This window comes from Bacillus sp. 3255 (genome assembly GCF_031456485.1).
Classification (GTDB): Bacteria; Bacillota; Bacilli; order Paenibacillales; family NBRC-103111; genus Paenibacillus_E.
Map to the genome: position 1 here is coordinate 1 of NZ_JAVDUS010000006.1, position 12,915 is coordinate 12,915.

The 12,915-nt window shown below is 45.7% G+C and carries 12 protein-coding genes, 1 pseudogene and 1 riboswitch; of the genes and pseudogenes, 10 read left to right on the forward strand and 3 right to left on the reverse strand.

Going from position 1 to position 12,915, the window contains the following annotated elements; all coding sequences use genetic code 11:
• Positions 1 to 96: 96 nt before the first annotated feature.
• Both J2X61_RS10670 and J2X61_RS10675 read right to left on the reverse strand, forming a co-directional pair.
• Positions 97 to 768, reverse strand: a pseudogene (locus tag J2X61_RS10670) (MFS transporter); the annotation flags it as partial.
• A gap of 283 nt (positions 769 to 1,051) precedes the next feature.
• The gene (locus J2X61_RS10675) at positions 1,052 to 1,585 is read right to left on the reverse strand and encodes a YbhB/YbcL family Raf kinase inhibitor-like protein (protein WP_274470144.1); all 534 of its coding nucleotides are present in this window, start codon (positions 1,583 to 1,585) and stop codon (positions 1,052 to 1,054) included.
• Positions 1,586 to 1,761: 176 nt separating this feature from the next.
• Here J2X61_RS10675 and J2X61_RS10680 point away from each other — a divergent pair, with 176 nt between their 5' ends.
• On the forward strand, positions 1,762 to 2,427 hold the full coding sequence (locus tag J2X61_RS10680; protein ID WP_274470143.1) for a GntR family transcriptional regulator: 666 nt from the start codon (positions 1,762 to 1,764) through the stop codon (positions 2,425 to 2,427).
• Positions 2,428 to 3,233: 806 nt separating this feature from the next.
• On the opposite strand, the gene J2X61_RS10690 is transcribed toward J2X61_RS10680, so the two are convergent.
• Positions 3,234 to 4,022 (reverse strand): SDR family NAD(P)-dependent oxidoreductase, encoded by a 789-nt coding sequence (locus J2X61_RS10690; protein ID WP_274470142.1) that lies wholly within the window; start codon positions 4,020 to 4,022, stop codon positions 3,234 to 3,236.
• 128 nt (positions 4,023 to 4,150) lie between these two features.
• Here J2X61_RS10690 and J2X61_RS10695 point away from each other — a divergent pair, with 128 nt between their 5' ends.
• The 9 genes from J2X61_RS10695 to J2X61_RS10735 all read left to right on the forward strand — a co-directional run bounded on the left by J2X61_RS10695 (position 4,151) and on the right by J2X61_RS10735 (position 12,835).
• Positions 4,151 to 4,498, forward strand: coding sequence for a winged helix-turn-helix transcriptional regulator (locus J2X61_RS10695; RefSeq protein ID WP_274470141.1), 348 nt, complete (start codon positions 4,151 to 4,153; stop codon positions 4,496 to 4,498).
• 209 nt (positions 4,499 to 4,707) lie between these two features.
• On the forward strand, positions 4,708 to 5,142 hold the full coding sequence (locus J2X61_RS10700) for a hypothetical protein (RefSeq protein WP_274470140.1): 435 nt from the start codon (positions 4,708 to 4,710) through the stop codon (positions 5,140 to 5,142).
• 305 nt (positions 5,143 to 5,447) lie between these two features.
• Entirely contained in the window at positions 5,448 to 5,948 is a 501-nt protein-coding gene (locus J2X61_RS10705; RefSeq protein WP_274470139.1) for a hypothetical protein, read from the forward strand.
• 111 nt (positions 5,949 to 6,059) lie between these two features.
• A riboswitch (purine riboswitch) is annotated at positions 6,060 to 6,160 on the forward strand.
• An 80-nt stretch (positions 6,161 to 6,240) separates the two neighbouring features.
• Positions 6,241 to 7,188, forward strand: a complete 948-nt coding sequence (locus J2X61_RS10710) for an EamA family transporter (protein ID WP_274470138.1) — start codon at positions 6,241 to 6,243, stop codon at positions 7,186 to 7,188.
• A gap of 743 nt (positions 7,189 to 7,931) precedes the next feature.
• Positions 7,932 to 9,407 (forward strand): amidase family protein, encoded by a 1,476-nt coding sequence (locus tag J2X61_RS10715; protein WP_310187749.1) that lies wholly within the window; start codon positions 7,932 to 7,934, stop codon positions 9,405 to 9,407.
• 154 nt (positions 9,408 to 9,561) lie between these two features.
• On the forward strand, positions 9,562 to 10,071 hold the full coding sequence (locus tag J2X61_RS10720) for an AAA family ATPase (RefSeq protein ID WP_310187750.1): 510 nt from the start codon (positions 9,562 to 9,564) through the stop codon (positions 10,069 to 10,071).
• Between the two features lie 99 nt (positions 10,072 to 10,170).
• On the forward strand, positions 10,171 to 10,746 hold the full coding sequence (locus J2X61_RS10725; protein ID WP_310187752.1) for a TetR/AcrR family transcriptional regulator: 576 nt from the start codon (positions 10,171 to 10,173) through the stop codon (positions 10,744 to 10,746).
• A gap of 68 nt (positions 10,747 to 10,814) precedes the next feature.
• Entirely contained in the window at positions 10,815 to 12,032 is a 1,218-nt protein-coding gene (locus J2X61_RS10730; protein ID WP_310187754.1) for an MFS transporter, read from the forward strand.
• Positions 12,033 to 12,202: 170 nt separating this feature from the next.
• Positions 12,203 to 12,835 (forward strand): hypothetical protein, encoded by a 633-nt coding sequence (locus tag J2X61_RS10735; RefSeq protein ID WP_310187755.1) that lies wholly within the window; start codon positions 12,203 to 12,205, stop codon positions 12,833 to 12,835.
• Positions 12,836 to 12,915 lie beyond the last annotated feature (80 nt).

Genomic DNA, 12,915 nt, shown 5'->3' on the forward strand with positions numbered 1-12,915 from the left:
CAATTAAAGCTAAACAAGCTGACACCGATAGAGTATCGGCGCCAGCTTGCAGTATAGGGCTTTTTTTCAATGTCTACAATTTGGGGTCTTGACCACTAGCCATATATTCCCTTTTGTTAAAGCCAATAACAGAACGGCTACAGTGCCCGCCAAAAGCGATCCGCCAATAAAATCCATTTTTCTGGCGACTCCCTTTTCATCATCTAAATATTTCCGATACATTGGCAACGTAAGCAGCGATAAAAGCGAAATCACAAATAAAGCCCGCCAGTTCCACGTACTGCTCACCACCCCGGCAATGATCGGACCGAGTGCCAAACCGAGTGCATACCCGATTGCGACGGTACCCAGCGCACGACCGCGCCTTTCGGGTGAAAAGTAACGAACCGGCACGATCATTGCAACCGCCGGAATGACCGATGCACCGGCCGCCTGTACAATTCGTCCCACTATTACCATCCAATATTGAATAGCCACTAAGCCTACAACAGACCCAATTGCAAAAAGTAGCAGACCAAACGTCAACAAATTCTTCAAGCTGTATCTGTCTGTCAATTTCCCGTAAGTTACCGAGCCAATTGCATATACAATCATATAGCCCGTGATGATCCAGCTCGCTTGCGATGGCGAAAGTTGGAACTGTTTGCTGATAGCCGGAAGTACAACATTAAACATGGTTGCATTCATAACGGAGATAATGAGTGTAAAGACAAGAATGCCCAGCAATAGCTCTCCGGCAGTTTTTTGAATGCGATGATTTATTTGCATTGGGACGCCTCATTTCTATAGGACAAAACAGCATTGCTAAGCAACGCTCCTGAATGCCTGTGATGATAAATTTATCACTCCGTGAAACTGGAAGTATTTCTTTGCCGCAACAGCAAAGAAATGCCTCTAAGTACTGGCAGCAAAGAAATACTTCAATAACTCTGCCGGGGTTGTTGCTCTACACCACAACACAGAGAAGTTCTCATAATTAGGGTAAATTGATTTTGCGCCCACAGCCGCAAATGATCTAACGCCTCAAAATTCTATCGGCTGGTGGCACAAGTTACTTGATTTCCCCTGTTGCCACGAGGATGGCTCTCCCCAGCGTATGGCTCAGCATAGTGAATCCTAAGAGAGCCGGCGTGGCTTTAGGGTCGACGCCGATGTTCTCGACATCCAGTGCATGAACGACAAAATAATACCGATGCGGACCGTGTCCCGCTGGAGGCGCCGCACCGATAAACCGTTCGAGTCGCACATCGTTAGGCAGTTGCAAGGCGCCTTGCGGCAAACCGCTACCATGCTCGTCGCCTGCGCCGGCCGGCAGTTCGGTGACGCTGGCAGGGATGTTGATGACGGCCCAGTGCCATAAGCCCGATCCGGTCGGGGCATCCGGGTCATACGCGGTTACGGCGAAACTCTTCGTCCCTTCGGGCGCACCCGACCATTTCAAATGGGGAGAAAGATCTTGGCCGCCTTCCACCCCTGACATCCCCGAGAATTGCTGTGGCGGTAGAGGAAGGCCCTCCGCAATGTCGTTACTCGTCACCTGAAAGACTGCGACTTCCGGTAATTTGGCAAATGGGTTGTTGCTCACAGTAAACTACCTCCTTTTTTTAATGCAAAATCGATTATATTCAAAAGAATCGATTTTGTAAATGATAATCGTTTAATGTTCCCATTGTCGAATTTAATCTTTGCTTTTTATTGATTTAGGTGTAAACTATTTAAACGTGTTTAATCCCGATGTGCATGAAGGATGGTGCCGGCTTCATGGCCAAAAGAAATGGTTCGTCCACATTAAGCGAAAATGTCACGAAAAAACTGCAGTCTGATATTCTGTCCGGACAATATGAACCGGGCTCTCCATTAACCGTTTCGGAATTAGCCAAAGGTTTCGATGTCTCGGTTGCTGTCGTTCGGGAAGCATTGACCCGGTTGGCAAGCCAAGGCCTTGTCTTGCAAAACCCGAATCACGGATTTTCAGTGAAGACGGTGTCGGAAGAAGAACTGAATAGCATCATAGAAGCGCGGTCGATCAATGAATCCGCAGCATTACGCCTGTCCATCGCCCATGGCGATCTCACATGGGAATCCAATGTCATCGCCGTTCACCACAAATTATCGCAAACGGCCGAGTACAAGGAAGTGAATCAAAAGCTTGCCGTTCGCGAAGAGTGGTCTGACATCCACCGTCAATTTCATTACGAACTTATCGCCGCATGTCCAAATCCGGTTCTATTGGATATCTGCAAACGCCTTTGGGATTTGAGCGAATTTTATCGACATTGGTCGTTCCAACAGCAGCCGACTCGCGATGGCCGCGACGAGCATAAGGCTTTAGCGGATGCCGTTCTTAGCCGCGACAGCGATCGTGCCGTCGAGCTCTTTAGAGCACACATCCAACTAACAGCGGATAACCTATTTGACAACCGATAGGTAGTTTATGCTACAAATCACCACCTTTACAAAAATCCGTTGAGGCCATCCTAAACTGGAAATAGAACGAACGGCATTTAGTCGCCAAAAGGAAAGGTGCAGCAGAATGGTATCGGGGATATAATACAAGAGTTTGTAAGGTAGAATGGGATTATGAATACGTAAAATAGGAGTGCTCAAGCACGGTGTTAGTAATCAATCATTCTTTAAGCTAACGAAGAACGATAGTTAAGTGGGACAGCGACAGTTTGAGACTTAGTTGAACAAATACAGCGGCAGTCTAAAAGACTTTATTTTTCAAGTCTTGGTCCGCCGCTGTTCAAGTCGGTGGTCCTGGTCCGGTGGACCATCCAGCGGCAACTCACAAAATAGTTTATGACGCGAAAACATTCGTAGAAGTATTTGAAAAAGCGGGGTTTGAAGTATCATTACTGGAATATTGTGATGAAGAGGGAGATTTTCATTAAACTTACTGGAATGAAGTGGATGGAAAGATAGGAAGATCCTTTCGGTTTGATACAAGGAATTCTATCGAAGGACTTGGAATGGTTTCCATTATTATAGACGCAAAAAAGCCATTGATAATAAAAGTTTAGGTTTTAGAGAACAAGAAGGTTTAGATGTTAGAGACTAGAAGTTGATTCATCGGGCATCACAATTCAGTTAGTACTGTTTGTAAGAAAACTACACAGTCCGTCGACTACTTGTACAACAGCCACGATGTATATTGATATATAAACGACCAAACGGCAGCCGGGAATTAATCATTCGGCTGCCGTTTGGCTTCAATATATCGCTTCGTTCAGTCACGGGCGTAATCCGCCGATAGTGTAACCGCCATCTACGAGTATGCTCTGACCAGTAACAAAACGAGCGTCGTCGGAGAGAAGCCAGACCACGACATCCGCCACGTCTTCGGATTGGCCCACCCGCTGTAAGGGAGTTTGCTTGACGAAGGGACGCGCCGTAGTCTCGTCGCTTAGAACCTCCTGCGACATCGGGGTTGCAATCATTCCAGGACTGACATTGTTAACCCGAATGTTGCTAGGACCAACCTCCAACGCCACGGTTCTCATCATTGCATCGAGTGCTCCCTTGGAGGCTGCGTAGCCTGAAGTACCCGGCATTGCCCCATGCGCCGTCCACGAAGAAGTGTTAACGATCGAGCCCCGGAATCCACGGTCGAGCATTGCTTCGATCTCGTATTTTAGACAGGCGAACACACCACGCAGATTGACCGACATCAGAGTATCGAAATCTTCAAAGGATAGTTTGTGTACAGGTGAGAAAGCACCAAGAATGCCGGCGTTGTTCCAAGCCATATCCAGACTTCCAAACACATCCAGCGTCTTGTTTACAAGCGCTTCGACCTGACGAGGATCGGCAACATCAGTCTGAACAGCGAGGGCCCTACCTCCCTGAGAGACAATTTCTTCATAAACTTCTTGAAGCTCTTTCGTTCGTCGACCCGCTATGACGACATTGGCGCCTTCCCTGCCGAGCCTTAGCGCTGCAGCACGGCCCATCCCGGTGCCGCCTCCAGTGACAATCGCTGTCTGGCCCTCAAATCTCTTTATGTCTTCCGCTTTCCCCATTGCAATCATTCCCTTCACATATTGGATGCCGTCGGCTATTTCATTATATTTAAGTTAGTAATATACTTAAAGTACGCAAATTAATAATACCAAGTAACAAAAATAATACTATGCAGAGGGATAACGGGATGGCAAATGCTCCAGAAAAAAAGTGTCCAGTCGAAACGACGATTGATGTTATTGGTGGGAAGTGGAAAGGGGTGATTCTTTATCACTTAATGAGCGGAACGAAGCGGTTCGGTGAGCTTCGCAGAATTTACCCTCAGGTCACGCATCATATTCTTACCTTACAACTGCGGGAACTCGAACGTGAAGGAATCATAGAGCGCAAAACGTACAATCAGGTGCCGCCAAAGGTAGAATACTCGCTAACCGAATTTGGTAAAACCTTGAACCCAATTATTTTGCTGATGAAAGAATGGGGAGAGCTTTACAATGAAGGAGCAAGCCGGCATCCTCATTCCTCGGACGATTGACCTCGCATTCCCGCCAAAAGGGAAAGCCCCTTCCGCTTGACTATCAGCGGAAGGGGCCGGGGTTACTGTCCCAATGCAGCCACGAACAATCCCTTTCTCAATTTTCATGACCGTCAAGGTAACCAATCATAAAGAAGAGTTAGCTCATTGAGCTAACGGGGAACGATAGCGTGGTTTTGTAATTAGTCGAATTAGTGGAGGAAATGCATTTGAACTTAGAGAATCAGGAAATGCTTTTCAGTATTTTCCACGATGGTGGTATAGAAGAGATTAGGGATACCTTCGATGGGATTGAATTTACCGTTGATATAATGTATCTCGCCGAACGAATAAAGCCTCAGTTTAGAGGCTTTATCGTAAAACTTATTAATCCTGCTGAGTTGTACTTAGAAGACGTTGACACTAATGTTATAATTAAAGACTTTAATGAACTAAACAAAATCGATATTGAAATCTTGAAGACAGATATTAGTGAGGATAAGGTAAAGGTATTTTGCAGTCTAAGCGGAGGGCAGTCCTTCGGGTATCTTAACGTTAAGGCAAGTGAAATTAATATTTATGACCCTGAGCGTAATTCGATTTCACTTGAAGATTTAAAAACAATTTGCAAAAATTATTGGGATGACTTTAGACAACGCGGCTGATTATTCAACTAATGCAGGAACGATAGTGCATTTACAAGGGACAGATTGCCGCGATAGGTAACAAACCCTTGTTTCATTGAAGTAACGAGGAACTATAGCTTAGTAAAGACATCGCGGCGGCCGGTCATGACGATCGGCTGTCTTTTCCACGCTAACGGGCAGTTATGTTCAATGAAGTTATGGGAATTATGAAAAAAGTGAACCATAAATGTTGCTCACTAATTCCCTGTATTTTTGTTTGCAACCTAACTACTTGTTCTTTCGTTTGAACAATAAACGTCGTTATAAAGACTGGAGGGTTGGATTTGAAGAGATTTCTATTGTTTTTCTTGATGGCTCTAGTGCTCATGGGCTCAGTTGGTTGTTCTGGTGCTCAGTCAAATGGTTCAAAACAGCCAATAGGCAAGGAACTTGAGGGAGAGCAACCGCCTAAGGCTGAGATTCAGATTGGTAACCGAATGTATGAGACAAAACTCGGCACATATTGCTGGCAATCAAAAAATCAAGGAAGATGTGTGGATACAATTGGTCCAGTTGAACTCTTAAAAGGCGAGAATCCAGTTTCAGTACAGCCTGGTGAAGTTATTAAGTTCGTTATGAATTATGAGCCGCAACCGAACAAATACCATGTCGAGCAAATCAATGAAGGTAAACTTACAGAAGTTGTGGTGAAAGAAAGTAGTTTTCATGCACCTACACAAAAAGGAACTTATTTTTATTCATACGGAGTATGGTGGATGGATGAACATGTAGAGAACCAATCTCGTGGTGATGCTTTTTATTATTTCGTCCTAAAAGTTATTTAGATGGATTAAGCTAACGGGGAACTATAGCTTAATAAAGACACCATGGCAGCCGGCATCAGTTGACAAATGCGAGCGAGCGCCTTATTATTTGTTATGTTGTTTTGCTTTAGTTTGAGGAATCAACAATACATTCGTATAACCCCATGAAATACAGGGTGGGGGTCTCTACAGGAAGCCTTAACTTCCTTGCTACGAATATCGAATCGAGTTTCAACGATTCTATATTCGATAGTAAGGAAGTTTTTTTGTTTCCAATATATTAGTAGAGGAACCCAAGGAAGGAATCATAACGATGAAATACAGATTATTGGTTTTGTTAGGCGCGGTCTGTTACGGCATTCTATCGACAATCGTTACAAAGGCATACGCAAAAGGTTATACGCTCGGAGAAATCGTGGGAAGTCAATTGTTGACGGGGTTCGTATTGGCTTGGACTCTTGTTCTATTCATAAAATGGAAGGGAAGATGGAGCGGAAACGTTAAGACGACGTCTTCATCCACGACGACTGCCACGAAGTTTTCGTGGAGGCATCGAGTCATCCTGATGGTCGCTGGTGTGCCAACAGCAGTAACAGGTTTGTTGTATTACCAATCCCTGCGATATATTCCCAATTCGCTAGCCATTCTGTTGCTATTCCAATTCACATGGATGGGGGTTTTAATCAATTCAGTCGAACAGAGGAGGCGTCCGAACGGCATCGTGTTGATCACGCTGATCGTCCTGTTTGGAGGCACATGGCTAGCGGCCGGCATACTTGATCAAGGCTTGTCTGAGTTTAACTGGAAGGGAGTCATATTTGGCTTTATGTCCGCGATAAGCTACTCGTTGTTTATTCTGTTCAGTGGCAAAGCTGTGCCTTCCATGCATCCGATATACCGAAGCGCCTGGATGGTTACAGGCGGGATGTTATTTGTATTTCTCTTGTTCCCACCCAGCTTCCTGTTCAACCACGCGCTATTGGAGGGATTGCTTCCGTTCGGGGTACTGCTCGGCTTGTTTGGCGCGTTCTTGCCTCCAGTATTGTTCGCGGTAGGGGTTCCGAAAATTGGAGAAGGTTTGACAGGCATCCTCGGTGCCGCCGAGTTGCCTGTCGCGGTTATGCTGTCATCCATCGTTCTACACGAGCACGTAAGCTTGCTCCAATGGGCTGGGGTCTTGTTGGTACTGCTTGCGGTGGCGTTTCCCGAGCTGATGAAGCGAACGAGATGGGCCGGTCGCAAAGATACCGTATCCGGTTGAAACAAAAGGCGCAACCGGCTAAATATTGTAATATGCTTTAATTGATCATTTTTTCAAAAATTGATCATTGCGCTAACGGAGAACGTTAGTGAAAAGCGGAGCGGCGTATTATTCCCAGCTGATCATCTCCCCCTGGCTGCTTAGAGGCTAACAAAAAAGACGCTTATTTCAGCGCCTTTTTTTGTTCAATATTTCTGGTAGGAATTTATAATTTCGACAAGAGTATTGATACAAGTATTCCTAAAATTGATATCCATATGAAAACTGATTTATATATACTTTTGATAATCGAGTCCTGACTTTTCAAATCATTACCATGGTTCTCATGCATGGCTAAATCGATGTTTCCCATAGGATTAGAAGAACCTTTAGAGCCTACTCCTTTAAAAAGCAAGGTTAATATAAGCAGAATTATAGAACCCATAAAAAGATAATCAGAGATTTGTTGCATTTTATTTACCACCGCCTTATTAACAATATTAGCACATTTTAACAATAATATGCTAAGCAATTTGTAACTTAATCGTATTTCTAACGTAAAAGTCTCGAAATTTAACTTCATTGAAGTAACGGGCAGATTACTTTAGTTACAACATTAACCTTCGGGAAAACACAAGCTCTACTGCGATGCCCAACCGATACATTCTTATCTAATCAAAACTTTACCTATACCCTTGGCAAGGCAGCATGTTACCATATTACTGTTGTCCGAAAATTCACCAGTACCGGGGGTATTTTAATATATGAGCATTAACTTACAAGATTGGATTCAGGAAGCCGATTTGGTGAGCATGCAAAAGGCAATGTCTTCGGGTGAATGTACATCCGAAGCCCTCGTCCTTGCATATATCGAACGCATTCATAGGTATAATCCTCTGATCAATGCCGTATTAGAGATCAATCCAGATGCTCTTGTAATAGCAAGGAATCTTGACCTTGAGCGAAATACAACAGGTAGTAGGGGGCCGCTGCACGGAATTCCAATCCTGCTAAAGGATAACATCGATACGTACGACCGGATGCATACGAGCGCTGGTTCAATCGCATTGGCTGAGTCGTTTGCTCCTGAAGATGCGTTCGTAGCCGCAAAGCTCCGGGCTGCTGGCGCTGTTCTTCTAGGTAAGGCCAATATGACCGAGTGGTCGAACTTTATGTCCAATCGTATGCCAGCTGGATACAGTTCCAGAGGAGGATATGTGTTGAATCCATATGGACCTGGCAAGCTCTTCGTCAGCGGATCAAGTTCAGGATCGGCTGCAGCCGTAGCGGCGAACCTGACAGCAGCAGCGATCGGAACAGAAACCGCAGGTTCGATTATTGGGCCGGCCAGCCAACAATTTCTCGTCGGAATAAAACCTACTGTAGGGCTTGCGAGCCGCAGCGGAATTATCCCAATCTCTATAAGTCAGGATACGCCAGGACCGATTTCAAAGACAGTCACTGATGCAGCGATTCTACTTGGGGCAATCGTTGGGATTGACGAAAACGATAAGGCAACTTGGACTAGCACACATCGTACTTTTCATGACTACACAACTTATCTAGACCGAGACTTTCTGTGTAAAACTCGAATTGGGATTCCTAGACATTACTATCGGTCGTTGGATGAAGAAAGACTTTCCATCATGGAATCCGCCATTAATGTTCTGCGTGAGCAAGGTGCTACAGTTATCGATCCTGTGGACCTCCATTTGGAACAGCATCCATGGAACAATGATGTTATCTGCTACGAATTCAAAACAGGCCTGAATCGCTATTTATCAAAGTTGAACTCGGATCTGCCCGTACATTCTCTTCAAGATCTGATAGCTTATAATCAGAAACACGCTGCATCCGCATTGAAGTTTGGCCAAGATAATCTGATTCGTTCGGAACAAAATACGCTAAACGAAACAACATATCAACTTAAACGACAAGAATATAACCATCCGGCTGTAACGCAAGGGATTGACTATGTACTCGATCAACACGGCTTAGATGCTTTAATGTTACCCGGTGACGTTGATGGCATGTACATTGCTGCCCGGTTAGGGTATCCCCTTATTACGGTGCCCGCCGGTTATTCAGCAAAAGGAACAATTGATGCTGATGGCGATTCGACGCAGGGGCCATTTGGTGTTGTCTTTTCCGGGAGGGCTTTAAGTGAGCCCACGCTAATCAGCATCGCCTATAGTTTTGAGCAGGCAACACTAATCCGTCGTCAACCAGAAATGGGCTAAGCTAACGGGTGACGTTAGTTCAACAAGTCTTATGATTTGTAATTCTATTTAATTTGTCAGAAGTACTTCAAAACTAATTTGTTATTCAAACAATTCACCTTAAAATCCATTTCAAAACTTTATTTGTCATTTTATTCTTCGTGGAGGGTCTAACATGGGCATTAGGAATTATCTGATTGAAGGCGTTTCCGGCGCCGGCAAAACTACGGTCTGCAACGAATTGCAGCGGCGCGGCTACCATGCTATTCATGGTGACCGTGAATTGGCCTATCAAGGCGACCCGGAAACTGGCACCCCGACGGATGGCTTTAAACCCGAACACCACATTTGGCGTGTAGATAAAGTAAAAGCTTTGGTCGCCAATCAAGATGAGGCGGCAACATTTTTCTGTGGCGGCTCGCGGAATTTTCCCAAATTCATCGATCTCTTCGACAGCGTGTTTATCCTTGAGGTCGACCTGGAGACCTGTCTCCGGCGGATTGATGAGCGAGTGGCACTGGACCCAACCGACTGGGGTGGCAGACCAGAGGAACGGGAAATCAGTCGGCGCTTGCATCAAACGAGAGAAGGCGTTCCCCAGAACGGGATTCTAATCGACGCCACCCCACCGATCGCGCACGTCGTTGACGAAATCCTCCATCATATCGATGCCAATGAACGGTAACTCTTATCCCAGCCTGAGCTAACTTCATATCCGCAGGAAATACTGGACTTACCGTTCCGGAAAAGTATATACTGTACCTACGGAAACGGAGGGAGTACCATGGGACGCCACAAAGAGTTTGATAAAGAAGCGGTGCTTCATAAAGCGATGCTCGTTTTTTGGAAGAAGGGCTACGAAGCGGCAAGCATTCCCGATTTGCTGGAAGCTATGGATCTTAGCAGATCAAGTCTGTACGAAACGTTCGGGGACAAACAATCGCTTTATATCGAGGCGATCAACTGGTACAAGAAGTGGAAGCAAGCCAAGCGGGACATCCTCGTCAATGCGACATCCGCAAAATTGGGAATCCGGCAGTACTTCGAGATACATATCGATTCCGCCTTGGACGGCGAGTCGCCGAAGGGCTGTCTCATTACTAATGCAGCAGTCGGCATGGATTCGCCAGATGAGCCCCTGAATGCGTTGATCAGGGAGCGGTTTGACGAGTTGGAGCAATCCTTCTACGAGCTGCTGCGCAAAGGTCAGGAGACGGGGGAAATCATGCCTGAGAAAGATATCAAGACTTTATCTTATCTGCTCTCAAACCTGAATCACAGTATAAATATCGTTGTGAAGGTGCAGGGGGACCGCAGCAAGATGCAGCAGATGGTAGACATGGTGATGGAAATGCTATAAAACATTTTTTTTGCCCATTTCGGAACGACTGTTCCGGAAAAATTTCTGGTGAGCAAAGGGGACTTTCTATGCATTCAGCTTCCATTCCAACGGAAAAATTGGTTTCGCCATCGCTGATTTTTATCCTGGCAGCCGCTTGCGGCATTATAGCGGCAAATCTTTATTATGCTCAACCATTGATAGGCTCGATCGGTTCGACCATCGGGCTCTCCTCCGGGAATGCCGCACTCATCGTTACGTTGACTCAAGTCGGCTACGGGATCGGCTTGTTATTTATCGTACCGTTGGGAGACATCCTGGAAAATCGTAAGTTGATCCTTTCATCATTGCTCCTTACAGCCGCCGTTTTGATAATTGCCGCTGTAATCAAAAGCGCCATCCTGTTCCTCACCGCTTCACTCGTGATCGGAGTAGGTTCCGTAGCAGCCCAAATCCTTGTGCCGTATGCGGCTCATCTTTCGCCTGAAGCCGTGCGCGGTCGCAATGTGGGCAACGTCATGAGCGGGTTGCTTCTGGGGATTATGCTCGCGCGTCCCGTTTCAAGCTTGGTGGCGGAGTATATGGGCTGGCGCGCCATCTATTTCATCTCTGCAGCATTGATCTTCGCGCTGGCACTTGTATTGGCAAAGTCACTACCCGCAAGGAGGCCTTCGACCGCTACAACTTACCCGGCGCTGCTGCACTCCATGCTGTATCTGCTGAAGGCGACACCGGCATTACGCCGGAGGGCAATTTATCATGCTTGTGTATTCGGAACGTTCAGTTTGTTTTGGACTACAGTTCCATTGGTATTGACAAGTCCGCCGTTCCATTTCACCCAGAAGGAGGTCGCTCTGTTCGCATTAGTCGGGGTAACGGGGGCAATTGTGGCGCCTGCGGCGGGCCGAATGGCAGACCGTGGATGGGTTCGCCCGGCTACGGGATGGGCATTAGCGATCGTCATCATTTCCGGGCTGCTTCCCTTGCTGGTTCCATCAAGTTCTGCATTTGCAGTTCCCATCCTCGTAGTTGCGGCGATTTTGCTAGACATGGGGGTTTCCGCCAACATGGTTCTCGGGCAGCGGGTGATTTTCTCTTTAGGAGCGGAATTCCGCAGCAGGCTTAACGGTTTATATATGGCCATTTTCTTTTTAGGGGGCGCTATCGGCTCAGCGGCAGGGGGATGGGCTTACGCAGCGGGGGGCTGGGAGGCGGCACTGCTGATCGGAATCGCCTTACCGGCCATCGCCATGGCGTATTATACGACGGAGTTTGCGAGATTAAGGAAGGAAAATCTCATTGGCTGAGGATCACAGTTGGGTAATCCGCACGTTCTAAGTTAACTGGATACTCTAGCTCAATGACGATACTGCGGCTTGCCGGCCAACGAACGGCTGCCGTTTTTTTCGGCTAACGGGAGGATAGCCGAATAGTTTCAAGAATAATTCAATAAAGGATTATGAAAGGATGAGGATTCATGGAAGTAAATGTGTTAGAGCGTTTACCAAATCCGGTAAACTTAAAAAAGCTAATGAAAATCCAAGCAACATTAAATATTATTCTTTGTCAAGATGAATGGCTTCGTTACCATAGCTTTGTTCAAGATTGGGATGAGGGTGTTTGTATGGCGAAAATAAATAATGGAGCAGGTGATCATCTAATTATGTTGTTTTCCCCTGAAGGCTCCATAATGAAAGGTTTCGACCATGAATCTGAATTAAGTCCATATGCACAAGATGAACATAAAGTAATGCAAGGGATTTATGATGACGTTCCAAAGGAATTATTATCTTTACTTGAAGACGATGCAATTGAAAAAGACGATGTGACTTTTTGTATTTGGCGTAAAAACAACGACACTAACTGGCACAAGGGAAAAGTTGAGATTTCACAAGGTGAGAGCGATGGTTCTGATTTTTTATTGGGCTGTATATGCCATACACCAGAGGATTTTGTAGAGTTTGCTATGGGTTATTTTGAATTATCACCATCATTAGATGTTGTTGCAAAAATTTACGATGATTTCCCGATTACGGAAGAGATGATCAATATCTTGAATCCCGACTGTGATGTAAAGGAAGTTCTTCAAGAATTAGAGTTATTACGCTGATATACAAATCTGGAATATCAGAAAACGTTTTAGTTGCGTATCAGAATGCAGTTATGTCTTTATTAGGCGGCCGATATCAG

What these genes read in the sequence shown, in the direction of transcription:
- J2X61_RS10680 (WP_274470143.1), top strand. Translation starts at nt 1,762, where the DNA reads ATGGCCAAAAGAAATGGTTCGTCCACATTAAGCGAAAATGTCACGAAA.
- J2X61_RS10690 (WP_274470142.1), bottom strand. Translation starts at nt 4,022, where the DNA reads ATGGGGAAAGCGGAAGACATAAAGAGATTTGAGGGCCAGACAGCGATT.
- J2X61_RS10695 (WP_274470141.1), top strand. Translation starts at nt 4,151, where the DNA reads ATGGCAAATGCTCCAGAAAAAAAGTGTCCAGTCGAAACGACGATTGAT.
- J2X61_RS10710 (WP_274470138.1), top strand. Translation starts at nt 6,241, where the DNA reads ATGAAATACAGATTATTGGTTTTGTTAGGCGCGGTCTGTTACGGCATT.
- J2X61_RS10715 (WP_310187749.1), top strand. Translation starts at nt 7,932, where the DNA reads ATGAGCATTAACTTACAAGATTGGATTCAGGAAGCCGATTTGGTGAGC.
- J2X61_RS10720 (WP_310187750.1), top strand. Translation starts at nt 9,562, where the DNA reads ATGGGCATTAGGAATTATCTGATTGAAGGCGTTTCCGGCGCCGGCAAA.
- J2X61_RS10725 (WP_310187752.1), top strand. Translation starts at nt 10,171, where the DNA reads ATGGGACGCCACAAAGAGTTTGATAAAGAAGCGGTGCTTCATAAAGCG.
- J2X61_RS10730 (WP_310187754.1), top strand. Translation starts at nt 10,815, where the DNA reads ATGCATTCAGCTTCCATTCCAACGGAAAAATTGGTTTCGCCATCGCTG.
- J2X61_RS10735 (WP_310187755.1), top strand. Translation starts at nt 12,203, where the DNA reads ATGGAAGTAAATGTGTTAGAGCGTTTACCAAATCCGGTAAACTTAAAA.